Below are 23,793 nucleotides of genomic sequence, written 5' to 3'. Positions count from 1 at the left end.
TTCGCCTGCAACTTTCTCTACGGTGCGTCAGCGCCGAATACTGTTCGCGGGCAGTCGCGCACTGCGCACAGTGTCCGGTGGACAATGACTCAGACGCAGCACCAATGCAATGGACTCCTCGCCATCCAAATCGAGGAGCCCTCGCATGCGCAGACGCAACGCATCGAGTTCGCTCGCAAACGGGTCGGACAATCGCGCGCAGTCATTACCGTCGCGGGCGTACAGGAACACCGGTGACATGGGTTGCACACCCAATCCGTGCTCCTGGGCGCACACCCACACCGCTTCGGCAGCCGAACCGCCGCGAACATAGTCATCGAGACGGGAACCATCCACGGTCACCACACCAAATGCCGAACTCGACGCGATGCGATCACGAGCGCTGATCCCCAATACTTCTCCCGCGCCCCATCGCGCCAGCCGGCTCACAACGTCACTGCGCCGGACGACGTCGAGGAATGCCACCTCACTGTCATCGAGCCCCAGTGTGCGGATATCGATCCCCGTACTTGCGGTTCCCGATCCCGGCCAACGCAGTTCGCTGATCATCTGCTCGTGCAGCATCGGCGTCAGGTACCGGATACGGTCAGCTGCGCCCACGACGTCCCCGAACGCACCGAGATCACGCGGGTCCGTGTACAGACGAAGACGACCACCTTCATCGTGCGCGGCGCCCCGCAGAGCATCCTCGAGGTCGCGGCCGATCGGTGCTGGTACACCCACTCCGCGATTGGTACGTCTTTCCAGCATCGCCGGGTAACGCTGCGCCAGAATCTGATTCATATCCTCACCGAGCTTGACACTCGCCACCAGATCTACCGAATCCGGATCGGGAAGAAGAACAGTGCCACCAAGAATTCCGTGTGCCGCGGCTGCGACCTTTGCGTTGTAGACGGCGGCACCGATCGCCACATGGGTTGCGCGGCCCTCTACATCCATCAACGACGTTCGATCACGATCCGCATGGACGTGGATCACCGGCCCGTCGACCTGGACAGACCAGGGCTGGGCATTTCCCCCCGAAGGCGCCCACCTGATCGCCTCGAGCACGGCCTCGACGCCGTCGGCCGGCATCGTCGGCGACGCACTCGTTTCAGGAACATCGCTCCCCGAGCCACCCTCGTCGATCAGCGGATCACGCAGGCAATTCAGCCGGGCACCCGAGTCGATCCGGATCCGGCCCGACGGCAGTGACTCCCCCAAACCGAACCGGCGCACCGCGGTCGCCACCGCGGATGCCCCGGAAAAGCATTCACTTCCGAGTTGCGGCCATGTCGAGAGCGTCGACCCGACTTCGACCAGCGAGGCAGCCATCGCCGCCGACAACTCGGCTGCCGACAGAAGCGCCAACGCATGGGGGATCTTCTCCTGAGCCGTCAATCCGGCCAAGGTTGCTGCATCAACATTGCCGAGAAGCCCGTGAAACAGCGGCCGCTGCGGCTCGAGATCGAAACGTTCGATGTCCAGAAGCCCACGATCGGTCGTTTCCATGATCACCGGGATGCCACGACCGCGTGCTGCCCGTCGTACCGACAGCTTGGCATCCAGCGAATCACATTCCTCGACAACCAGATCCAGACCGTCGACAATCGCGTCGACGCTCTCCTCCGTCACACCGGCCGTAAACACCGACACCGGAAGATACGGGTCGAGTTCGGCAACACGTCGTGCTGCGACCACCGCCTTGTTGACACCCACGTCAGTGATTCCCACCGGGATTCGGTTCAGGTTCGAGAGGTCGATACTGTCGAAATCTGCCAATCTCAGCTCGCCGCACAACCCTTCGAGCGCCAGAACCTGCGCGATGGCATTCCCGACGCTCAACCCCACGATCCCTACACGCAGACGTCTCAATCGAGCCTGCTCGTCACGCGTGATCTTGTTCCGGTTCCGGTCCAACCGGAGAAGTGAAAATGATTGCGGGCCGATAATTCCCACCAGCTCGCGCCGCCACGGGTAATACACCCACCGACACGGTTCGTCGACAACCCGGCGATCAGGCAGGTCGCGAAGTCCCGACAACTCGTCGCGGAACCGAGCCCGATGGTCGAGTGTCAATGTATCCGGTTGTCGCCTAACTGCTTCCAACGACGCAACGTCGGCGGCGTCACGCTCATCGAACACTCTCGCGCGCCAGAGCGCCTCATTCCCGGCCGACACCATCGCCGAGTCCATCTTCCGCGAAGCTGACAGACGGCACTCGCGCCCCCTCGAGTTGGGCTGCCTCCGCCAGGAGTGCCGGCAACTGAGTGTGGTGCGTCTTGTCCACGTAGGTTCGTTTGTCCCACCACATCATGCGGGTCAGATACCGCTCGTCCGGATACGGAACCCCGGGAATGGAATCTTCCATGACGCCACCACAGGTAGCCCAGCGGTCGAGCACGTACCCCGCAGCCGTCGCGAATGCGAACCTGACTCCGAGGAGCGACAACGCGTGCGGCGCGATGCGCGACAACGCGGACGTCAGCTCACCACGTCTCTCCGCTTGCGCGCCACACCAGGCAGTCTTGAGTTCGATCACACCACTTGGGATACGCCCGTCGATCATGGCGTAAACCTGTGCGATACCAGGGTGGTCGGTCCATTCCTGTACAGCGTGTGCCTGGTCAGCACACATGTACGGTCCCTGCACACGCACGCCACCGACAACACGTCCCACATCGTCGAGAGCCACGAAAAACAGCGTTGTCGAGAGCCCGTCCACTATGTCGTCGTATTCGACGACACTCTCGACTCCGTGATGGCGATAGTTCTCCCGCGCACCATCGAGATATTCGCGCCATAATCGCGGATGGGACGCTGGTGTTGCAACAAGGAACCAGCACCGGGACGTAGCGTCGAAATAACCACATTCCGATGCTGTAGTCGGGGGTGCTGTAGTCGTAGGTAAAGCAGTAACAGAAGGTGCGCTCGCCGCTCGAGTCATGACAGTCCCGTCCACACCAGAAGGTGCGTAGTCGAAGCGCGAGGAGAGAATTTCATTGTCGCAAGAAATCGGCACAAGTGCTCGAATCCCTGCCCCAACTGACCACCTGGCAGAATTCAAGCAATCCCTCGGCGAACAGGAATCACTTTCGTGAACTCAGATCTCGCACTCGCGCCGCAACCCGACCGCGGACCGATTTTCGTGAAAACACGCCCGGTGCGCACCGGTGACGTCGACGCAGCCAAGCAGGTCAGACTCGACGCCGTCGCCCGCTACCTGCAGGACATCGGCAACGACAACATCGAAGCCGCAGGGGCCATCGACACGCATCCGCTCTGGATAGTGCGTCGCAGCGTCATCGACGTCATCCGTCCGGCTGTCTGGCCGGAGAACCTGACAATGACCCGATGGTGCTCAGCATTCTCGACGAGGTGGGCAAACATGCGTGTCCGCTTCGACGGCAGCAACGGTGCGCTGATCGAGACGGAAGGGTTCTGGATCCACATCAGTGCAGAGTCCGGTATGCCCACCCGGATGAGCGACGACTTCATGAAACCACTCGAGGAATCCACCGACGAACACCGCCTCAAATGGAAGCGTGTGATCGCCGACAATGCACCGGACGCCGAAGCACCCGGCGTCCTCGACACTCCGTTCACCCTGCGTGTAACGGATATCGACCCATTCGATCACGTCAACAACGCCGTCTACTGGCAAGCCGTCGAAGAGGTGATCAGTACTCGCACCGAACTGCGCAGCACACCTCATCGCGCGGTGATCGAATACCTCTCGCCCCTTGTTGCCGGCGACGACGTGGTTCTACGAAGCCGCGTCGAGGGTTCTCGCCTCACCGTCTGGTTCCTGGTGGACGGTGCGCTACGCGCCGCCGCGCAGGTGAGCGCCCTCTAACGCAGCTTGCGAGTAGCTACTGCCGCAACGCCGAACACCAGAGCGAGAAGGATCGCGGCCCAGAAACCGAAGAGCCACCACACGACACCGAAGACGACAACAGCCGGCGCCACAGTGATGAGTGCGATGGTGGGGCTTTCCCGTACCACCTCGAGAGCCGTTCGAGCATGCGTGCGATCGAGCTTCTTGCCTGCCATGGAAACCTCCTTCAAGGTCCTGACTATCCAGAGTAACCGGACCAGCAGCCACAAAGCGGATAACGTGAACGCATGGCAGACCACCGCACCCTCGTTCTCATGAGACACGGAAAGTCCAGCTATCCCGAAGGCATTCGCGATCACGAGCGGCCACTCGCCGAACGGGGAGTCCGCGAAGCCCGCCTCGGCGGCGAATGGATCCGCGAGAACGTCCCGCCCATCGACGCCGTGTTGTGCTCGACGTCGCGGCGCACCGTCGACACCCTGGCCGCCACCGCTGTCGACGCCCCAACCGGCTTCGACAAGTCGATCTACGGCGGGTCCCAGGCCGATGTCATCAACGCAATCCGGACCACGTCCGCCAATGTCAGCACGCTCCTCGTCATCGGCCACGAACCGGGAATTCCGTGGACCGCACTGGATCTGGCATCGAACGAGAATTCCGAAGCAGCCCAACGGATTCGAGACAAGTTTCCGACGTCGGCAATCGCCGTCCTGTCCGTGCCCGTTCCGTGGTCGGAACTCGACGACGCCGCGGCCGCGCTGCTGGAGTTCCACGTTCCCCGCTAGATCACCTCGCGCAGTACGCGATCCGAGTGTTCCAGAGCGGCGCGGTCGAAGGTCGACGTCGATGCCAGCAGCTCGTCTGCGCCCGTCCGCTCGACCAGATCACTCAGGTGCTGCTTCACCTCGATCGCGGTCCCGTACATGGCCGAAGCCATGAACGAGTCGATACGCCTGGTGGTTCGATCGCTGAGCGCTGCGCCCCTGATCTCCTCCACCGACACGAGCGGCGGAAACTCCCCTGTCCGTGACGATTCCGCGAGCGCGTACGCCTCCGGAATCAACAGTTCACGGGCCGCCTCCGTGGTATCGGCGACCATGACTTCGAGCGAGACCACAACATACGGATCGGGATGGGCGTCGCTGGGCTGGAAGGTCCGGCGATACTCGGCCAGCGCCGGCGCCTGGCCGGCAGTGCCGACTCCGAGCAACGGCCCGCCCACGACTACCGGAAGCCCCAGCTGCGCTGCCACTTTCAAACCTGTACGCGTCGCGAGTACGAAGATCGGCACCCCGGTCTCCGACGCCGGACGAGCCGTGACGACGGCAGTTCCGTCCAGATAGCGTCGTAGTTCCTCGACATCAGCGGCAAACGTGTCGGGCGCGTCCTTGCTCCGTCGTAGCGCCTGGCGAACCGGTTGCGTGAAGCCCAAGGACCGGCCGAGACCCAGATCGATTCGACCCGGATACAGGGCGTCCAACATCAGGAACTGTTCGGCGACAACCAACGGTTGATGATTCGGCAGCATGACACCGCCGCTACCCAGGCGAATGTCTCGCGTCTGCGCGCCGATCGCCGCGAGCAGCACAGCCGGCGACCCACTCGCGATACCCGGAACCGCGTGATGCTCGGCGACCCAGAACCGGTGGTAGCCGAGAGCGTCGGCACCTTCGGCTCGTTCAAGGGAATGAGTCAGAGCGGCGGAGTCGGGGTATCCGCTCCGGGTTCGGGATCGGTCGAGCAGTGAGAGAAGCACTCTCGAAGCAACAAGAAATTCGGAAAGTTTCATCCGATCCGCAATCGAGGACCGTTTCTGACCGCAATACCCGCAACACTGGACCTGTCGCCGGAATTCACCATCACATGAAGGGCACGTCATGGACATCAAGCTCGAACTGGTCGCCATTCCCGTCACCGATATCGACCGCGCCAAGGACTTCTACGTTCGCCTCGGTTTCAACGCCGACCACGATCACACGGTCAGCGAGGACCTGCGTTTCGTCCAGCTGACCCCACCCGGATCTGCCTGCTCGATCTGCATCGGCAAGGGAATCACCGACGCCGAGCCCGGTTCAGTCGTCGGCATGCAGGTGGTAGTCAAGGACATCGAAGAGGCCGAGCGCGAGTTCAAGAGCCGCGGGATCGACATCAGCCCGATCGACGACCAGGCCTGGGGACGATTCATCTACTTCGCCGACCCCGACGGCAACAAGTGGGCCGTCCAGGAGATCGTCATCCCGGACCTCAGCGGCAGCAACTCCTGAAAACAGCACTCCTGAAAAGCACGAAACCCCCTACCTCTTTCGAGGTAGGGGGTTTCTCACGAACTAACCGCTAGCGGTAGTCGTTGCTGAAGCCGTAGTCGTCCAGCGGAACCGCAGCACCGGTGTTCTGGCCGAAGCCGTCCGGGCTGTAGTACTGGTCGTCGTACGCGGGCACTGCGTAAGCAGCGGCGCGGGCCTCTTCGGTGGGCTGAACCTGGATGTTGCGGTAACGGTTGATACCGGTACCGGCAGGGATCAGCTTGCCGATGATGACATTTTCCTTCAGACCGATCAGCTTGTCCGAGCGGCAGTTGATTGCAGCGTCGGTCAAGACACGAGTGGTCTCCTGGAACGATGCCGCGGACAGCCACGAATCCGTCGCGAGCGACGCCTTCGTGATACCCATGAGCACCGGACGGCCTGCTGCGGGCTCGCGGCCCTCAGCGACAACGCGGCGGTTGGCCGACTCGAACTCGGCGCGCTCAGTGAGCGAGCCGGGCAGGAACTCGGTGGCACCGGAATCGATGATCGTCACGCGACGAAGCATCTGGCGCACGATGACCTCGATGTGCTTGTCGTGGATCGACACACCCTGGCTCCGGTACACCTCCTGGACCTCGTTGACCAAGTGGATCTGAACCTGACGCGGACCCATGACTCGCAGGACCTCGTGGGGATCGGCAGCACCTTCCATGAGCTGCTGTCCGACCTCGACGTGGTCACCGTCTGCCAGAAGGCGGTCTTCGCCGTCGCTGTGCTTGAAGCTACGCAGACGCTGACGCTTGGAGAGCTTGTCGTAGACAACCTCTTCGCCGCCGTCGTCCGGCACGATCGTGATCTTGTAGAAACGATCGCCGTCTTCGAGCTGCACCCGACCGGTGACGTCCGCGATAGGAGCCTTGCCCTTCGGCACACGTGCCTCGAACAGTTCCTGGACACGCGGCAGACCACCGGTGATGTCGGCGCCGGCCACACCACCCTGGTGGAAGGTACGCATGGTCAGCTGGGTACCGGGCTCACCGATCGACTGTGCGGCGACAATACCGACAGCCTCACCGATGTCGACCAGCTTGCCGGTGGCCATGGAGCGGCCGTAGCAAGTGGCGCAAACGCCGGTGCCGGTGGTGCAGGTCAGGACCGAACGGACCTTGACCTGCGTGATACCGGCCTCGAGCAGGGCGTCGATCGCGGGGTCGCCGAGATCGTGTCCACGCTCGACGATGACCTTGCCGTTCTCGTCGACTGCGTCAGCAGCCAACGTGCGGGCGTACGTGCTGGTCTCCACGTGAGCATCGCGGATGATCGAGCCGTTGGCCTGCTTCTCCGAGATCGTGGTGACGATGCCGCGCTCGGTGCCACAGTCGGTCTCGCGAACGATGACGTCCTGCGACACGTCCACCAGACGACGGGTCAGGTAACCCGAGTCGGCGGTACGCAGAGCGGTATCGGCCAGACCCTTACGAGCACCGTGCGTGTTGATGAAGTACTCGAGAACGGTCAGGCCTTCCTTGAAGGAAGACTTGATCGGACGCGGGATGAACTCACCCTTCGGGTTTGTCACCAGGCCCTTCATACCGGCAAGCGAACGAACCTGAGTCATGTTGCCGGCTGCGCCGGACTTCACGATCATCGGGATCGGGTTGTTGTCGGGGAAGTGAGCCTCCATGGCCTTGCCGACCTTTTCGGTCGCTTCCTGCCAAATGGTGACCAGAGCGCTGTTGCGCTCCTTCTTGTCCAAAGCACCACGCTGGTACTGCTTCTCGATCTTGTCGGCCTGAGCCTCGAAGTCCTCGATGATGGCAGGCTTCTCCGGCGGAACCAGAACGTCCGAGATGGAGATCGTGACACCGGAACGCGTTGCCCAGTGGAAGCCGACATCCTTGAGCTTGTCGACAGTCTGAGCAACCACGATCATCGGGTAGCGCTCGGCAAGATCGTTGATGATCGTTGCCTGACGCTTCTTCGGCATCTGCTCGTTGACGAACGGGTAGTCCGCCGGAAGCAGCTCGTTGAAGAGCACGCGACCCAAAGTGGTGACAGCGGTCCAGCCGTCGCCGTAGTTCCAGCCCTCGGGGAACAGTTCCGCTTCGCGATCACGCGGCGGACGCTGGTTGGTCAGACGCACCTTGATCTGCGACTGAACCGTCAGCGCGCCACGATCCACTGCCATCTGAGCCTCGGCGGGGCTGGAGTACACGCCCTGCTCCGGACCCTCGGACGTAGCTGCAGCGAGCTCACCGACGACGCCCTCGTCGAGACGCGTCAGGTGGAACAGACCGGTCACCATGTCAAGACGCGGCATGGCGAGCGGGCGACCCGAAGCAGGCGAGAGGATGTTGTTCGAGGACAGCATCAGGATGCGTGCCTCGGCCTGAGCCTCTGCCGACAGCGGAAGGTGAACAGCCATCTGGTCACCGTCGAAGTCGGCGTTGAAGGCCTCACACACCAGCGGGTGGAGCTGAATGGCCTTGCCCTCGACGAGCTGCGGCTCGAATGCCTGGATACCCAGACGGTGCAGCGTAGGTGCACGGTTGAGCAGCACGGGGTGCTCGGCAATGACCTCTTCGAGGACATCCCACACCTGGACGCGCTTGCGCTCGACCATGCGCTTGGCCGACTTGATGTTCTGCGCGTGGTTCAGATCCACCAGACGCTTCATCACGAACGGCTTGAAGAGCTCGAGAGCCATCAGCTTCGGCAGACCACACTGGTGCAGCTTGAGCTGAGGACCGACGACGATCACGGAACGACCCGAGTAGTCGACGCGCTTTCCGAGGAGGTTCTGACGGAAACGACCCTGCTTGCCCTTGAGCAGATCGCTCAGGGACTTCAGCGGGCGGTTACCCGGTCCGGTGACCGGACGTCCACGACGACCGTTGTCGAACAGGGCGTCGACAGACTCCTGCAGCATCCGCTTCTCGTTGTTGACGATGATCTCGGGAGCACCGAGGTCGATCAGTCGCTTGAGGCGGTTGTTGCGGTTGATGACGCGGCGGTACAGATCGTTGAGGTCGGACGTCGCGAAACGTCCACCGTCGAGCTGAACCATCGGGCGAAGCTCCGGCGGGATCACCGGAACAGCGTTGAGGACCATGCCCATCGGCGAGTTGCCGTTGGTCTGGAAAGCCGCAACCACCTTGAGGCGCTTGAGAGCACGGAGCTTCTTCTGGCCCTTGCCGCTGCGGATGGTCTCGCGAAGAGACTCCGCCTCGGCGTCGAGGTCGAAGTTCTGCATCAGGATCTGGATGGACTCTGCGCCCATCGCACCCGTGAAGTACTCGCCGTAACGGTCGACAAGCTCGCGGTACAGGAGCTCGTCGATGATGAGCTGCTTGACGCTCAGCTTGGTGAAGGTGCTCCAGATCTCGTCGAGACGATCCAGCTCACGCTGCGCGCGGTCACGGAGCTGACGCATTTCGCGCTCGCCGCCGTCCTTGACCTTGCGGCGGACATCGGACTTGGCGCCCTCTGCCTCCAGCTCGGCGATATCGGCTTCGAGCTTCTGCGCGCGTGCCTCGAGATCGGCGTCGCGCTGATCTGCGACAGCCTTCTTCTCGACCTGCATCTCGGCTTCGAGGGTGGACAGCTCGTTGTGACGGAGCTCCTCGTCGACACCGACGATGACGTAAGCCGCGAAGTAGATGATCTTTTCGAGATCCTTCGGAGCCAGGTCGAGCAGGTAACCGAGGCGGCTCGGTACACCCTTGAAGTACCAGATGTGCGTGACCGGTGCGGCCAGTTCGATGTGACCCATGCGCTCACGACGAACCTTGGCGCGAGTGACCTCGACGCCACAGCGCTCACAGATGATGCCCTTGAAGCGGACACGCTTGTACTTACCGCAGTAGCACTCCCAGTCCCGGGTGGGGCCGAAGATCTTCTCGCAGAAGAGGCCGTCCTTCTCGGGCTTGAGCGTGCGGTAGTTGATGGTCTCCGGCTTCTTGACCTCGCCGTAGGACCAATTGCGGATGTCCTCTGCGCTGGCCAAGCCAATGCGGAGTTCATCGAAGAAGTTGACGTCGAGCACGTAACTTCCTTTCCCCGTTGGGGTTACGGTTGCCGGTCACCCGGCAACCTGACTGCCAATTCAAATGTGAACTACGCCCCCGGGCCGCTCTTTCACAGAGCAACCCGGGGACCGAAACCTAGTTCGCGAGGTCGTCGACCGTTGCCGCTTCGTTCCTGGACAGGTTGATGCCCAAGTTCGCCGCAGCTCGCTCCAAGTCCTCGTCGTCGCCGTCCGCCATCGTGATGGCAGCGCCGTCCGAGGACAGCACCTCCACGTTGAGGCAGAGCGACTGGAGCTCCTTGAGGAGCACCTTGAACGACTCGGGGATGCCGGGTTCCGGGATGTTCTCGCCCTTGACGATGGCTTCGTACACCTTCACGCGACCAACCACGTCGTCCGACTTGATGGTCAGCAGTTCCTGCAGCGTGTAAGCCGCGCCGTAGGCCTGCATAGCCCAGCACTCCATCTCACCGAAGCGCTGGCCACCGAACTGGGCCTTACCGCCGAGAGGCTGCTGCGTGATCATCGAGTACGGACCGGTCGAACGAGCGTGAATCTTGTCGTCGACCAAGTGGTGCAGCTTGATGATGTACATGTAACCGACCGAGACCGGGTACGGGAACGGCTCGCCGGAGCGGCCGTCGAACAACGTGGCCTTTCCGTCGGGGCCGACCATCTGCTCGCCGTCGCGGTTCGGCAACGTGGACTCGAGGAGACCAGTGAGCTCGTCTTCCTTCGCGCCGTCGAACACCGGGGTGGCGATGTTCGAGTCGGCAGGAGCGGCGAGCATCTCTTCCGGAAGGGTCGCAGCCCAATCCGGACGAGTGCCGTCAGCGGCGATCTGAACATTCCAGCCGGTCTTGCCGATCCACCCGAGGTGGGTCTCCAGGACCTGACCGATGTTCATACGACGCGGGACGCCGTGCGTGTTCAGGATGATGTCGACAGGCGTGCCGTCCGAAAGGAACGGCATGTCTTCCTGCGGGAGGATCTTGCCGATAACACCCTTGTTGCCGTGGCGGCCGGCGAGCTTGTCGCCGTCCTGGATCTTGCGCTTCTGGGCCACGTACACGCGAACGAGCTCGTTGACACCGGGAGGCAGATCGTCGTCGTCATCGCGCGAGAAGACGCGGATGCCGATGACCTTGCCGGTCTCACCGTGAGGAACCTTGAGGGACGTGTCACGAACCTCGCGAGCCTTCTCACCGAAGATGGCGCGAAGGAGGCGCTCTTCGGGGGTCAGTTCGGTCTCGCCCTTCGGCGTGACCTTTCCGACCAGCACGTCGCCGTCACGAACCTCGGCACCGATACGGATGATGCCGCGCTCGTCGAGGTCAGCGAGGACCTCGTCGGAGACGTTCGGGATGTCGCGAGTGATTTCCTCGGCACCGAGCTTGGTGTCGCGGGCATCGATCTCATGCTCCTCGATGTGAATCGAGGTCAGGACGTCCTCTTCTACGAGGCGCTGCGACAGGATGATCGCGTCCTCGTAGTTGTGGCCTTCCCACGGCATGATCGCCAGGAGCAGGTTCTTACCGAGAGCCATTTCACCGTTTTCGGTGCAAGGGCCGTCAGCGAGGACCTGGCCGGCGTCGACGCGCTGTCCCTCGTCCACGATCGGACGCTGGTTGGCGCACGTGCCCTGGTTGGAACGTGCGAACTTGCGCATCCGGTAGGTCTTGCGGCTTCCGTCGTCGGCCATGACCGTGATGTAGTCCGCGGAGACCTCTTCGACAACACCGGTCTTCTCGGTGATGACGACGTCACCGGCGTCGACAGCTGCACGCAGCTCCATGCCGGTACCGACGAGAGGCGCTTCGCTGCGAACCAGCGGAACAGCCTGACGCTGCATGTTCGCACCCATCAGGGCGCGGTTTGCGTCGTCGTGCTCGAGGAACGGGATCATCGCGGTAGCGACGGACACCATCTGGCGCGGCGAGACGTCCATGTAGTCGATGTCGGAGGACGAGACGAACTCGACCTCGCCACCCTTACGACGAACGAGAATCTTCGCGTCGGTGAAGCGGCCGTCACGGTCGATGGCCGAGTTGGCCTGTGCGACGACGTGGCGATCCTCTTCGTCAGCGGTCAGGTAATCAACCTGATCGGTGACCTGGCCGTCGACAACCCGGCGGTACGGCGTCTCGATGAAGCCGAACGGGTTGACGCGTGCGTACACCGACAGCGAACCGATCAGGCCGATGTTCGGGCCTTCCGGGGTCTCGATCGGGCACATGCGGCCGTAGTGCGACGCGTGAACGTCACGAACCTCGAGGCCGGCGCGCTCACGGGACAGACCACCCGGGCCGAGGGCAGACAGACGACGCTTGTGCGTCAGCCCCGACAGCGGGTTGTTCTGGTCCATGAACTGCGACAGCTGGGACGTTCCGAAGAACTCCTTGATCGCAGCGACGACCGGGCGGATGTTGATCAGGGTCTGAGGCGTGATTGCCTCGACGTCCTGCGTGGTCATGCGCTCACGAACCACACGCTCCATGCGGGACAGGCCCACGCGGATCTGGTTCTGGATGAGCTCACCGACGGTGCGCAGACGACGGTTACCGAAGTGGTCGATGTCGTCGACCTCGACGGGAACCTCGACGCCGTCCGGTGCCGTCATCGAGGTGTCACCAGCGTGCAAACGCACGAGGTACTCGACGGTGGCGACGATGTCTTCTTCGGTCAGCGTCGAAGCAACAATCGGCTGACCTGCGTTGAGGCCGAGCTTCTTGTTGATCTTGTAACGACCCACGCGAGCGAGGTCGTAACGCTTGTCCTTGAAGAACAGGTTCTCCAGAAGGGTCTGCGCGCTCTCCTTGGTGGGGGGCTCGCCCGGACGCAGCTTGCGGTAGATGTCGAGCAACGCCTCATCGGTACCGGCGGTGTTGTCCTTCTCCAGCGTGGCCATGAGGATCTCGGAGAAGCCGAAGCGCTCCGTGATCTGCTCCGTGGTCCAGCCGAGTGCCTTGAGCAGGACGGTGACGGGCTGACGACGCTTACGGTCGATGCGGACACCAACGGTGTCGCGCTTGTCGACGTCGAACTCGAGCCATGCGCCGCGACCCGGGATCACCTTGACGCTGTGCAGGTCCTTCTCGGTGCTCTTGTCGACGCTCTTGTCGAAGTACACACCGGGGGAACGCACGAGCTGCGAGACAACGACGCGCTCCGTGCCGTTGATGATGAAGGTGCCCTTGTCGGTCATCATCGGGAAATCACCCATGAAGACCGTCTGGCTCTTGATCTCACCAGTGTTGTTGTTGATGAACTCCGCGGTGACGAACAACGGCGCCGCGTAGGTCATGTCCTTGTCTTTGCACTCGTCCGTCGAGGCCTTGACCTCGTCGAATCGAGGATCAGAGAAGGAGAGTGACATAGAGCCGGAGAAATCCTCGATCGGAGAAAGCTCCGCGAGGATGTCTTCGAGACCGCCGGACACTGCATTGTCGCCGAGAGCTGCTGCTCGTTCGCGCCAACTCTGCGCGCCGATCAACCACTCGAACGAATCGGTTTGAACATCAAGAAGCCCGGGAACTTCGAGGGGTTCGCGAACTTTCGCGAACGAAACCCTCTTCGGGGCTCCGGGGATTCCGGAAACTGCCTTGGTCTGGCTAGAGACTGCCAAGATGCGTCCTTCCAGCACCTCACGCGGGCCGCTCCGTACTGTTGCGACCGCCGCTGTATCTGCTTCGAATTTCGCTGGTTACAACCCGAACGAAACCCGTCGCAGAAAGCAAGAAGTACTTGACTTCGCAGCGGTTGAGACGAGGGGTGGACAGGAGGCAGCCAGCGCAACGTCCAAAAGTACACCCTTACTCAGGAAATGTCGAGTCGGGTGTAGCTGAGGGTCTGATTCAGGTGCTGACGTGAGACTGCCGATCACTCGTCCGTGCATGTTCACCGATCAGAGTGGACCTTACGGACCGCCCCGTCAAGAGCGCCGCGGTAAGTCGTGGCATTCGAACAGTCGACCGACTCGGTTCGAACACCGTCGTCGGTAGTGTAGCCAGTCACTGACCCGGATACGAAAAACTGGACCGGAATCCATTTCCGGTCCAGCTCGTCGTGCACCTTTGTCAGCGGTCGCGGATCTCCGAGATCAGCCAATTACCGTCCTGCTTCTCCAAGCTGACGACAACCATCCCGGACCGGGAACCGGCAGCAACACCGCTCTGCGTCGAACTCACGTTCAACTGCGCGAGCAGTTGCGCTCGGTCCTCCTCGAGCCGGGTGACACCGATCTCCGTGACATCCGCCGTAGTCGCCGTCTGGGTTTGTTCGACGCCGGCTTTCTGCGTGTCCTTGTACTCGGTCAACTGATCACGCATGGCCTGGTTCAGACCCTGTAAGCCCTTGTCGAAATCAGCGTCGAAGGTGCCGGGCGCAAACGTGAACACCGCCTCGAGCGCCGGCGGAGTCACCCGCAGGACTTCGGCGGTCGCGCCCTCGTCGACCCATGCCACGTCGTCCATCTGGGCGCCGACCTTGAAAAAAGCCAGACCCGCGAGCACTGCGACTACCACCGCTGCCGCGCCTACCCCGACAACCAGCGGCCATGAGGTTCGACTCGCTTCCTCCTCCACCGCTGGCTCCGGAGCCGGCGGTTCCTCCGCGAGACTCGGCTTGGCTTCCTTCTCGAGACTGGGCTTGGCTTCCTTCTCGAGACTCGGCTTGGGCGCTGCTTCTGCCTCGACGGCCTCCGTTTCGACCGCCTCGGGCTCGACTGCCTCCGTCTCGACTGCCTCCGTCTCGACTGCCTCCGTCTCGACCGCCTCGACCTTCACCGGCTCCTCGGCCGACGTCCCCGCGGGGACGTTCAACGAGCGGGCCGATCCGGCTATCTTCGGCCGGCGGTTCTGGTTTGCCGGCGGCATCCCGACTCTGCGCTTGGGTGGCATTACGCGCTTCTCCTTCGGATGGCTGATCGAGGCTGACTACTGGCCACCGGAATCGCCCCCTACGCTCGGTGCGGGCGTCTCGGTGGGCGCTGGTGCGCCCTCGGTTGCCGGCGTCGACCCATCGGAACCGCCGGTACCGTCGGCGCCCGGCAGTGTGCCCGACTCCAGATCGATCCGGTTTCCGACGGGTTCGGCCGAACTGGCCTTCCAGATACCGTCCACCTCGACCATGCCCAATCGCATACCGACTTGGTTCTTCACGTACTGGTTGCCCTGCGTGGTGGTGACCTTGACGACCACAAGAGCCGTCGCAGTCCTGTCGTCCGTGTTGAGTTCGGTGAGCGCAGCAGACATCACCTCGGCGTCGGCCTTGGAGCCGGAGTTCCGCAGTTCGTCCGTGATGGAGTCTTGGACACTTTGGAGGTACACCGTCATCTCGTCGCCGGTAACCGAAGACCGCATGGTCTCGATCGACGCATCGAGATTCGCCGAGTCGGCATTGTTGAGGTTGATCGCAACCTGCTGGGCGCCGATCAACGCCTCGTCGCGAATCTCTGCGGTATTGCGGTCGGTGGTCAACGCCTTCACGTATGGGACGCCGAACACACCTAGCGCAACAAGTGCGGCTACGAGGAGAACGCCAACCGCAACAAGCGGCGCCGTCACCCCCTTCGGACTGCTTTTCTGAATCACGCTCACTACCCTACTTACCTGTTCTGTCCGGATTCTGGCAGCACTAGCTCCATTGCCGCGAATCCTCAACTGCCCCAACCCAATAGCACACCTCGGGACACATCTATTTCGGCGTCACTCCGAGAATCGGCGCCAACTGGGTAGCAATCGGATTGAGATTCAACTTGTCAGGATCGACCTTCGGCTTGAAGTCCCACGGTTGAATCGTGTCGGGATCGGCGTAGATAACCCGGTTGGCACTGCGAACGCCCGTCTCGCTGCCCAGCGGGACCTCACAGGACGCCGCTGTGTTCAACGGGAAGTCCTGCTGCGTGTCGTCGAAGTTGGGATCCTGACGCTTCATGTCCGCGAGAATCGCCATGGTGCCTTCGTACCCGACGGTGCACGACAACGGATTGTTTGTCTCCAGCACCAACCCCTGATGCACGGTTCCGTCACCAGGAGCAACTGTCGGCCCCGCCGCAGCCAGCCCCGGCAGAAAGATCAGAAACGGCTGCAGCGCAATGGCACGAGGCGCAAACGTCCTGCCGAACGATGCCAGATTTGTCAGGTCCGTGGTCAGTGCCGGACCGGTCTCGTTGACGAGGGCCCCGATCTGCTCGCTGGCCGGGATGCCGTTGTCGATCAGACGCCTGATGTCGGGGTCACTGGTCCGCAGTTGTGCGGCAATGACATCGAGGTCGGCACTGAACTGCTTGATCGACGACGACTGGTCGGACTGGGTCGTGAGCACCGTCTGGCTGTCACGGATCAATCCGAGCGTCTGGGGCAAGGTGTCGAGGCCGGACTGCGAGAGTCCGGACAACGAGTCGGCCAGAACCTGGATGTCCTCACCCTTGCCGTTGAAGGCTGCGCCGAGTTCGACCGCGACGGTGTGCAGTGCATCGACGGGCACTGAATGGACCAAGCCGTTTGCACTGGTCAACACTTCTTCGACCGGAACCGGCGTCGCTGTGTCACCCACTGCAATCACAGAACCGTCCTCGAGGAACGGACCCTGATCGGTATCGGGGATCAGATCGACGAACTGTTCGCCGATTGCAGAACGGTTGGCCACAACAGCCCTCGTCGACGCCGGGATCGGCGGTGCATTGTTGTCGATCTTCAGATCGACCTCGATCCCGTCGTCCGTCAGTGACAAGTCACCAACCCGTCCCACCGGCACACCGCGATACGTCACCTCGGCGTTGGTGAAGATGCCGCCCGACGTCTGCAGTTCCGTCTTGACCGTGTACTGCCCGAAACCCAGGAGGTTGTCGAGGCGCACGTACTTGCCTCCCACATAGACGAGCCCTAGGAGCGCGACCAATACAAAGCCCACTAGCTGCCACTTGACCAGAGCAGATCTCATTGTCCACCACCGATTCCGAACTGATCGAGCATTCCCTGAATGGGGTTGAGCGGGGCACCGGCTGCAGGTGCCATCGGCAACTGCGGCAGGATCGGCGCAATCGGGAGCAGTGACACCGTGGGCCAGCCCGGTCGCGGTCCGTTTCCGTTGTAATACGGATTGGACGGATCCACCACCGGCTTGGGATCACCGAACTTGGGCTGGCGATACTCGGGATCTCCCTGTCCGACACCAAGCCCGGAGAGCGTATTACCGATTTGCAAGTCGACAGCGAGGAACAAATTGACCGACCCACCTTGCGTGATCTTCTCGACTCCGTCCGGGAACGGGAACGTCGGAAGCAGCGGGAGCGCGCCGACGAGGTCGTCACCGGATGCAGCGAGTGCCTGCAATGTCGGACGAAGTGCCTGAAGATCTGCGATCAGATCGTCCTTGGACTGTGTCAGGACGTCGGTACCGACGGTTCCGAGACGGTCCACCTGAGCGAGCATCTGCGTCAACTGCGGGCGCTGCTCGTTGAGTACCGATATTGCCACGGGCAGTTCGTCGAGGACCTTGGCGATCTTCTCGTTCTGCTCGTTCACCCGGCTGGACAACACGTCGAGACCGTCGAGCGCGCGAGTGATGTCCTCACGCTGTTCGTTCAAGCCTCCGATGAGAGTATTCGCCTGTTCCAGAAGACTTCTGGTTGTTCCCTCACGGCCGTCGAACGCCGCACCGAGCTCCTTGACGATGGGCTGCAACTGGCCGACACCGCCGCCGTTGAGCAGGAGCGACAATGCACCGAGCACCTGTTCGATCTCGGTGGCGTGGCGAGTGCGATCCAACGGAATCAGGTCGCCGTCCGACAACTGGGCCGTAGTGTCCGCGCCACTAGGAGGCGCTGACAGCTGAATGAATTTCTCGCCGAGCAGGTTGGTCTGCTCCACGGCGGCAACGGCATTGGCCGGCAAATCCACCGAGGAATCCAATATGATCCCCACGTCGGCGGTCCACCCGTCCGGTCCGACTCCGATCTTCTCTACTCGCCCGACCGGAACACCGTCCACCTTGACCGCGGACTGTGGAACCAGATCGAGGACGTCGTCGAATTGAATGGTCAGATTCATGGGATTCGATCCCACGTCCGGCCCACCCGGAAGTGGCACCGCATAGATGCCCTCCGACGAGCAGGCACTCGCACCGAGCAGGACCACAAGTCCCGCGCCGGCAATCACTGTGCGCTTCACTCGCCCTCCCCGATGTTCAGTCGCGGTGACACGACACCGGGCACCGTGCCCGGAACAACCTGCATCTGACGCTCGGGACCGGCCAGGATGCCGAACGGGAGATTCATGTTCTTGGCCTGGTCGGCCGCATCCGTCATTGCGGCCACCGCCACACACTGATCGATGGCGGGTTGCATCTGTCGTCCCAACTCCTCGAACTGAGGATTACCTGGCACCAGTTTGCCGAGATCCATCAACTTGCACAGCACCTCGGCCGGGTTCTGCAAGTCCGGGAAAGCCAGACGTGAAGCGAGAACTCCGGATTCGGCGTCATACGAGTTCACCAGATTGGAAATGGCGAGAGGCAACAAGGTCAGGGTGTTGGCGAGCGCTTCCTTGTTGTTCGCCAGCGTCTGAGTCGGCGCGATCAGGCCTTCTGCAGTGGTCGCCAACTGATCGCGGTTGTCTGCCACGAACTTCGCGACATCACCGAGCGTCAAGGACAACTGATTCAGAGCGGCACCCAGATCATCGCGCTCGCCCGCCAGAAATCCGGTGAGGTCGGACAATTGAGTGTTGAACTGGCGCACCTGTTGATCGTTGGTCGCCAACGCTCCGACAAAAGTATTGAGATTCTTGATGGTCACCGCGATGTTGTCACTCGAGTCGTTCAACGTACGAGCCGCGTCGGACAGCTGGGTGATGCTCTCCCCCAACGCTGCTCCGTTGCCGTCGAGGTTCGCGGCACCGGTCTCGACGAACTTGGACAGCGCACCGTCCTTGTTCGCGCCTTCGGGTCCGAGCGCCGACGCGAGGTCGTTGATGCTCGCGTACAACTGATCGACCTCGACCGGGGTGGCGGTGCGCTCGATCGGAATCACCGAACCGCTGGCCATCGTGTCGCCGCCCGTGAACACCGGCGTCAACTGAATGTAGCGGTCCGCCACTACTGACGGAGTCACCTGCGCCGCATTGGCATCCACCGGAATATCGATTCCGCGATCCACGCGGAGGTCGACCTTGACCTGATCGCCCTGCGGTTCCACCGAGGTGACTGTGCCGACCTTCACGCCCAGAACTCGCACGTCGGAACCGTCGTAAATACCGATGGACTTGTCGAAGTACGCCGTGATCGTTGTTGTGCCCGCGCGGGTGAACACCCACCACAAGGCGCCGCCAACCACCAACACGCCAATCAACGCTGCGGCAATGATCGCCAGAGTTCGTTTCTTGGAGCCACTTTCGGCTTCAGTGATATCAGCCATCAGTTACCTCCCAACGTGCGAATCGGATCACGAGGGCCCGGAATCAGAGGCAGACCAGGTGGCAGGAGGTTGACAACTACCTGGTCGAACCAGCGGCCGTTGCCGACCACGTTGGCGTACAGGCGAATAAAGGGTTCGTAGAGCTTCAGAGCCTTGTCCAAGTTCTCGTTGTTGGCTTCCAGGATGTCGATGACACCGTTGAGTTGGGTCAACGCAGGCCCGATTGCCGCCTCGTTGTCGCGGACCAGTCCGGTGAGTTGCTGTGACACCCGCTGAGTTCCGGTGAGCAACTGGGAGATCGCCTGCTGGCGGTTGTTCAACTCCTGCACCAGCAGAGCGCCGTCGCTGATCAGTTGAGTGAACTCCTTGTTCCGGTCCGCCAAGATTTGCGACGTCTTGCCCGTTGCCTCGAACAGTTTCTGCAGGTCCTGATCACGGCTGGCGATAGTCTGCGACAACCGACTCACACCGTCCAATGATGCTCGGACGTCGTCGGGCGTCTCGGAGAAGGCCTCCGACAGCGTTTCCATGCTCTGCGCCAACTGCTCCGTGTCGATGTCACCGACAGTGTCCGCAGCCGACGAGAAAGCCTCGACAACGTCGTACGGAGCAGTCGTGCGCTCCAACGGAATTCGGTCCTTCGGATCCAGATTTTCGGTGCCACGCGGATCCAGAGCCAGGTACTTCTGCCCCAGAATCGTCTTGATCTGGATGGACGCCGACGTCTGATCGCCGACCCACGCATCCTTGACTTTGAAGTCGACCAGAACGCGGTCACCGTCGAGGTCGACCGATGTCACCTTGCCGACCTTCACACCCGCGATGCGGACCTCGTTACCGGGCTTGAGCCCCGCAGCTTCCGAGAATTCCGCTGCGTACGAAGACCCTGCGCCCACAAAGGGAAGTGAGTCCATGAAGAAGGCGGACAACGTTGCCAGGAGCACCACGACGATGCCTATGGCCCCGGCCATTGCCGGACTACGACGCTTTTTCATCGGCCCTGCAACTCCTTCATTCCGTCTTGAGTGCATCGCTTGGCCGCATTGGTGTAGATCGGCATATTGACCGTCGGCAATCCGGTCGGCAAGTTCAATGTCGCCGACTGACCGGGACCTGCAATGATGTCGATTCCGCACAGGTAGAACTGGAACCACGATCCGTAACTGGCTACACGGGTCAACTTGTCGAGCTTGACGGGCAAGGTTTCGAGGACGGCATTCACGTCGTCGCTACGGCGGTTCAGCGTTGTGGCCAAAGTGTCCAGTGCCGTGATCGATCCCTGGATGGACGGCCGCGTCGGCTCCAGCAGATCCGCCGTTGCATCTGTCAATCCGGCGAGCGACGTGACTGCTGACCCGACAACTCCGCGCTCGTTGGCGAGTCCGGTGACCAGCTGTTGCGTGTTGACGATGAGCGAATCCAGATTCTTGTCGTTCGCATTGACTGTCGACAGCACTTCGTTGAGGTTCTTGATCACCGCGCCGATGACAACGTCCTTGTCCGCCACCGTGTTTGTCAGGCTCGCCGTGTTGCGGACGAGTTCGCTGATCGTTCCCGACTCGCCCTGGAAAACCTGGATGATCTGGTACGACAGCTTGTTGACATCCTCGGCACTCAAAGTCGTGAACAACGGCTTGAAGCCGTTGAACAGGGTCGTGAGATTGACGGCCGGGCGGGTCTGCTCGAGAGGGAGCGTTTCGCCGGCGGTCAGCTTCTTGCCCTGGCTGCCTTCGCCCTGAGACAGCGAGATGTAACGCTGCCCGACCAGGTTCCGGAAACGGATCGTGGCAATGGAACTGGCAGGCAACCAATCTCGATCGGAGACCGAGAACTGCACTTCGGCTTGGTTGTCGTTGACGATGGCGATCTTCTCGACCTGACCGACACGCACACCTGCAATCCGAACCTCGTCGCCCTCGTTCAGTGAGGTCACGTCGGAGAACACGGCGTTGAACTTTGTCCCGCCTCCCCCTCCGAGGTTTGCGATACTCGCCGCCAGCAATCCTGTTGCCAGAATCGTGACCACGACAAAAATGATGAGCTTTGTCAGCGGTGCTGCGAGACCTCTCATTGGAAGCTCACCTCCGCACCGGTAAATGCGGGAGCGCTGACCATAGTGGTCCACGACGGAACATTCTCCGGTGCAACACCATTTGCCTGGCCGTAGATGACCTTCAACGTATCCTCTTCGAGTTGCGAGCCCGCATATCCGGCTTGCTGCACCGGACCGGTGGTGTTGGTCGAGAACATCTGCGGTCCCGAACCTTCCGGAGCCTGCAAGAACTCCATCGTTTCGGGGCCACCGTTGCGGGAGGGAACCTGGTACGAGCCGTCACCGTACGATCCGCCGGGATACTGTGGGAAGGGTCGACCGGGCTCGGTGACATTGTCGTAGCAAACCGGTCCCCGATTGTCGACGAGTCGAGGCTCATCCTGGTTGGGGATGTAACGCCCCTTCGGGTTGACGATCTGAATGTTTGCCCGAACACCGGGATCAGGCGCGTCAGCCGAGAGAATCTTGGCGGCCTTCGGCGTAGTCTCGGCGAATCCCTTGAAGGTGCACCCGAACGTCGGCGAGTACTGAGCCAACAACTGCAGTGCCTCTCGTGAGTCTGCGGCAATTGTGATGATGGACTGCGCGTTTGTCTCGAGGAACGCAGCGGTGGTCGACGACGTCGCCGTCAACGAAGCCAACAGGGTGTTGACCTGATTCTGCTTCTCCACCACAGTGTTTCCGGTGGTGCGCAGAGTGTCGAGTGCATTCACCAGATCCGGCGCGGCCTCCGAATATGTCTGTGAGAAGTCAGCGAATTTGCGCAGATCCTCCTGCACAGCAGGGAGTTCGGTGTTGACCTCACGGAAAATCTCCTCGAGACGGTCAACAGTGAACCCCAACTCAGCGCCGCGGCCGGTCAAGCCTTGTGCCAGCGAACCGAGGGTGTTCGCGAGATCCTGCGGCGGAATCGCCTGCAGCAACGGGAGCAAACCATCCAAGACCTCGCCAACCTCGATCGCGTTGCCGCTCTTGTCCTGATGAAGCACGGTTCCGGCCGAAAGAGGCGGAGCCGTTGTCCCCTCCGGGATGATCAGCGAGACGTACCGCTCACCGAACAGTGTCTTCGGGAGCAAACGAGCTGTCGCGTCGGAGGGAATCAACTCGGCTTTGTCCGGTTCGATCGCGAGAACCGATGTGACGACACCATCGGTTGTCGACGCAGATCGCACCTCACCGACCAACATTCCACGAACTTTGACATCCGCGTTGGGGGGTAACGCATTTCCCACGGAATCGGACAGGAGATCGACCTTCACGACGTCTGTGAATGTCTTGTTGAACGCCCCGATCGTGAAAGTGAGAAACAGCGCCAACACAACGAAGAACACAATTCCCAGCACACGGCGGCGCAGAACGGACGGAGCCTCGATCATCCGGCCACCCTCACTGTTGTCGTGGTCCCCCAGATTGCGAGGCTGAGGAAGAAGTCAAGCACTGCGATCGTCACGATTGCCGCACGAACGGCGCGACCGACGGCCACACCGACGCCTGCCGGGCCACCCGAAGCGTGAAATCCGTAGTAGCAGTGGATCAAGATCAGAACAAAAGCAAAGACCAGAACCTTGGCAAACGAATACAACACGTCCTGCGGTGGCAGGAACAAGTTGAAGTAATGGTCGTAAGACCCCGTTGACTGGCCGTTGAATACCGTACTGATCACGCGCGAGGCCAGATAGGCGGCAAGCAAGCCGACGATGTACAGCGGGATGACGGCCACAAAGCCGGCGATCATGCGAGTCGTCACCAGGAACGGAACCGACGGGACTGCCATGACCTCGAGCGCGTCGATCTCCTCGGAGATACGCATAGCACCGAGTTGTGCGGTGAAACCACACCCGACCGTCGCTGAAAGGGCCAGCGCGGCAACAATCGGCGCGATCTCGCGAGTATTGACGTAGGCAGACAGGAAGCCGGTCAGGACCGAGCTACCCAACTGTTCCAGCGCCGCGAACCCCTGCAATCCCACAACGACGCCGGTGAATCCGGACATCATCGCGATGACGCCGATAGTCCCGCCGATGACGGCCAATGCGCCACTGCCGAAGGTCACTTCAGCGAGTAGACGCAGAGTTTCCTTGCGGTAGCGGTGCAGTGTGCGCGGCGTCCAGGCAATGGCCCGCGCGTAGAACGACATCTGTTCACCCGCGCGGTCAAGCACGTTGAGCGGCATTCTGGCTACTTTGCGGCTCTTCAGCAGAAACTGATCGCCGCGGCCTCGTGCGATGGTCATGT

The 23,793-nt window shown here is 61.6% G+C and carries 18 protein-coding genes; 3 read left to right on the top strand and 15 right to left on the bottom strand.

Translation table 11 applies throughout. From position 1 onward, the window contains the following. Positions 1 to 27: 27 nt before the first annotated feature. Both V2B23_RS21840 and V2B23_RS21835 read right to left on the bottom strand, forming a co-directional pair. Positions 28 to 2,175, bottom strand: coding sequence for an Rv1355c family protein (locus V2B23_RS21840; protein WP_430952242.1), 2,148 nt, complete (start codon positions 2,173 to 2,175; stop codon positions 28 to 30). After that, on the bottom strand, positions 2,144 to 2,674 hold the full coding sequence (locus V2B23_RS21835; protein ID WP_430952241.1) for a hypothetical protein: 531 nt from the start codon (positions 2,672 to 2,674) through the stop codon (positions 2,144 to 2,146). Before V2B23_RS21835 ends, V2B23_RS21840 begins: the two co-directional genes overlap by 32 nt. Before the next feature lie 402 nt (positions 2,675 to 3,076). On the opposite strand from V2B23_RS21835, the gene V2B23_RS21830 reads away from it, so the two are divergent. After that, entirely contained in the window at positions 3,077 to 3,835 is a 759-nt protein-coding gene (locus tag V2B23_RS21830; RefSeq protein WP_430952240.1) for an acyl-[acyl-carrier-protein] thioesterase, read from the top strand. Here the strand turns inward: V2B23_RS21830 and V2B23_RS21825 are convergent. Continuing rightward, positions 3,832 to 4,032, bottom strand: a complete 201-nt coding sequence (locus tag V2B23_RS21825; protein ID WP_033236447.1) for a hypothetical protein — start codon at positions 4,030 to 4,032, stop codon at positions 3,832 to 3,834. The genes V2B23_RS21830 and V2B23_RS21825 overlap by 4 nt on opposite strands. A 72-nt stretch (positions 4,033 to 4,104) precedes the next feature. Here V2B23_RS21825 and V2B23_RS21820 point away from each other — a divergent pair, with 72 nt between their 5' ends. Continuing rightward, complete coding sequence (locus tag V2B23_RS21820) at positions 4,105 to 4,602, top strand: SixA phosphatase family protein (protein ID WP_430952239.1); 498 nt, start codon at positions 4,105 to 4,107, stop codon at positions 4,600 to 4,602. Here the strand turns inward: V2B23_RS21820 and V2B23_RS21815 are convergent. Beyond that, entirely contained in the window at positions 4,599 to 5,606 is a 1,008-nt protein-coding gene (locus V2B23_RS21815; RefSeq protein ID WP_430952238.1) for an LLM class flavin-dependent oxidoreductase, read from the bottom strand. The genes V2B23_RS21820 and V2B23_RS21815 overlap by 4 nt on opposite strands. A gap of 88 nt (positions 5,607 to 5,694) precedes the next feature. On the opposite strand from V2B23_RS21815, the gene V2B23_RS21810 reads away from it, so the two are divergent. Continuing rightward, a complete protein-coding gene (locus tag V2B23_RS21810) occupies positions 5,695 to 6,081 on the top strand; it encodes a glyoxalase superfamily protein (protein ID WP_003942070.1) in 387 nt (128 codons plus the stop codon). A gap of 70 nt (positions 6,082 to 6,151) precedes the next feature. Here the strand turns inward: V2B23_RS21810 and V2B23_RS21805 are convergent, their stop codons facing one another. The 11 genes from V2B23_RS21805 to V2B23_RS21755 form a co-directional block, all read right to left on the bottom strand. Next, complete coding sequence (locus tag V2B23_RS21805; protein WP_430952237.1) at positions 6,152 to 10,108, bottom strand: DNA-directed RNA polymerase subunit beta'; 3,957 nt, start codon at positions 10,106 to 10,108, stop codon at positions 6,152 to 6,154. 118 nt (positions 10,109 to 10,226) lie between these two features. Beyond that, a complete protein-coding gene (gene rpoB, locus V2B23_RS21800) occupies positions 10,227 to 13,733 on the bottom strand; it encodes a DNA-directed RNA polymerase subunit beta (protein ID WP_033236452.1) in 3,507 nt (1,168 codons plus the stop codon). 433 nt (positions 13,734 to 14,166) lie between these two features. Further along, a complete protein-coding gene (locus tag V2B23_RS21795) occupies positions 14,167 to 14,988 on the bottom strand; it encodes a hypothetical protein (RefSeq protein ID WP_430952236.1) in 822 nt (273 codons plus the stop codon). A 36-nt stretch (positions 14,989 to 15,024) separates the two neighbouring features. After that, the gene (locus tag V2B23_RS21790) at positions 15,025 to 15,681 is read right to left on the bottom strand and encodes a hypothetical protein (RefSeq protein ID WP_430952235.1); all 657 of its coding nucleotides are present in this window, start codon (positions 15,679 to 15,681) and stop codon (positions 15,025 to 15,027) included. Between the two features lie 103 nt (positions 15,682 to 15,784). Further along, complete coding sequence (locus V2B23_RS21785; RefSeq protein ID WP_430952234.1) at positions 15,785 to 17,032, bottom strand: MCE family protein; 1,248 nt, start codon at positions 17,030 to 17,032, stop codon at positions 15,785 to 15,787. After that, complete coding sequence (locus V2B23_RS21780; protein WP_430952233.1) at positions 17,029 to 18,261, bottom strand: MCE family protein; 1,233 nt, start codon at positions 18,259 to 18,261, stop codon at positions 17,029 to 17,031. Before V2B23_RS21780 ends, V2B23_RS21785 begins: the two co-directional genes overlap by 4 nt. Beyond that, positions 18,258 to 19,505: an MCE family protein gene (locus V2B23_RS21775; protein WP_430952232.1), complete on the bottom strand. Its 1,248-nt coding sequence runs from the start codon at positions 19,503 to 19,505 to the stop codon at positions 18,258 to 18,260. The genes V2B23_RS21780 and V2B23_RS21775 overlap by 4 nt, the downstream gene beginning before the upstream one ends. Further along, complete coding sequence (locus V2B23_RS21770) at positions 19,505 to 20,500, bottom strand: MCE family protein (RefSeq protein WP_430952231.1); 996 nt, start codon at positions 20,498 to 20,500, stop codon at positions 19,505 to 19,507. Before V2B23_RS21770 ends, V2B23_RS21775 begins: the two co-directional genes overlap by 1 nt. After that, positions 20,497 to 21,576: an MCE family protein gene (locus V2B23_RS21765; RefSeq protein ID WP_045070992.1), complete on the bottom strand. Its 1,080-nt coding sequence runs from the start codon at positions 21,574 to 21,576 to the stop codon at positions 20,497 to 20,499. The genes V2B23_RS21770 and V2B23_RS21765 overlap by 4 nt, the downstream gene beginning before the upstream one ends. Further along, positions 21,573 to 22,934 (bottom strand): MCE family protein, encoded by a 1,362-nt coding sequence (locus tag V2B23_RS21760; RefSeq protein WP_430952230.1) that lies wholly within the window; start codon positions 22,932 to 22,934, stop codon positions 21,573 to 21,575. The genes V2B23_RS21765 and V2B23_RS21760 overlap by 4 nt, the downstream gene beginning before the upstream one ends. Then, positions 22,931 to 23,791: an MlaE family ABC transporter permease gene (locus V2B23_RS21755; protein WP_033236461.1), complete on the bottom strand. Its 861-nt coding sequence runs from the start codon at positions 23,789 to 23,791 to the stop codon at positions 22,931 to 22,933. Before V2B23_RS21755 ends, V2B23_RS21760 begins: the two co-directional genes overlap by 4 nt. Positions 23,792 to 23,793 lie beyond the last annotated feature (2 nt).

This window comes from Rhodococcus sp. 24CO (assembly GCF_050586165.1).
Lineage (GTDB): Bacteria > Actinomycetota > Actinomycetes > Mycobacteriales > Mycobacteriaceae > Rhodococcus_F.
The sequence above is the reverse complement of the archived record's forward strand: the minus strand, read 5'-3'. Positions and strand labels throughout refer to the sequence as shown.

Coding starts and splice junctions, on each gene's coding strand:
- V2B23_RS21840 (WP_430952242.1), bottom strand. CDS start 2,175: ATGGACTCGGCGATGGTGTCGGCCGGGAATGAGGCGCTCTGGCGCGCG.
- V2B23_RS21825 (WP_033236447.1), bottom strand. CDS start 4,032: ATGGCAGGCAAGAAGCTCGATCGCACGCATGCTCGAACGGCTCTCGAG.
- V2B23_RS21820 (WP_430952239.1), top strand. CDS start 4,105: ATGGCAGACCACCGCACCCTCGTTCTCATGAGACACGGAAAGTCCAGC.
- V2B23_RS21815 (WP_430952238.1), bottom strand. CDS start 5,606: ATGAAACTTTCCGAATTTCTTGTTGCTTCGAGAGTGCTTCTCTCACTG.
- V2B23_RS21810 (WP_003942070.1), top strand. CDS start 5,695: ATGGACATCAAGCTCGAACTGGTCGCCATTCCCGTCACCGATATCGAC.
- V2B23_RS21795 (WP_430952236.1), bottom strand. CDS start 14,988: ATGCCACCCAAGCGCAGAGTCGGGATGCCGCCGGCAAACCAGAACCGC.
- V2B23_RS21785 (WP_430952234.1), bottom strand. CDS start 17,032: ATGAGATCTGCTCTGGTCAAGTGGCAGCTAGTGGGCTTTGTATTGGTC.
- V2B23_RS21775 (WP_430952232.1), bottom strand. CDS start 19,505: ATGGCTGATATCACTGAAGCCGAAAGTGGCTCCAAGAAACGAACTCTG.
- V2B23_RS21770 (WP_430952231.1), bottom strand. CDS start 20,500: ATGAAAAAGCGTCGTAGTCCGGCAATGGCCGGGGCCATAGGCATCGTC.
- V2B23_RS21765 (WP_045070992.1), bottom strand. CDS start 21,576: ATGAGAGGTCTCGCAGCACCGCTGACAAAGCTCATCATTTTTGTCGTG.
- V2B23_RS21760 (WP_430952230.1), bottom strand. CDS start 22,934: ATGATCGAGGCTCCGTCCGTTCTGCGCCGCCGTGTGCTGGGAATTGTG.
- V2B23_RS21755 (WP_033236461.1), bottom strand. CDS start 23,791: ATGACCATCGCACGAGGCCGCGGCGATCAGTTTCTGCTGAAGAGCCGC.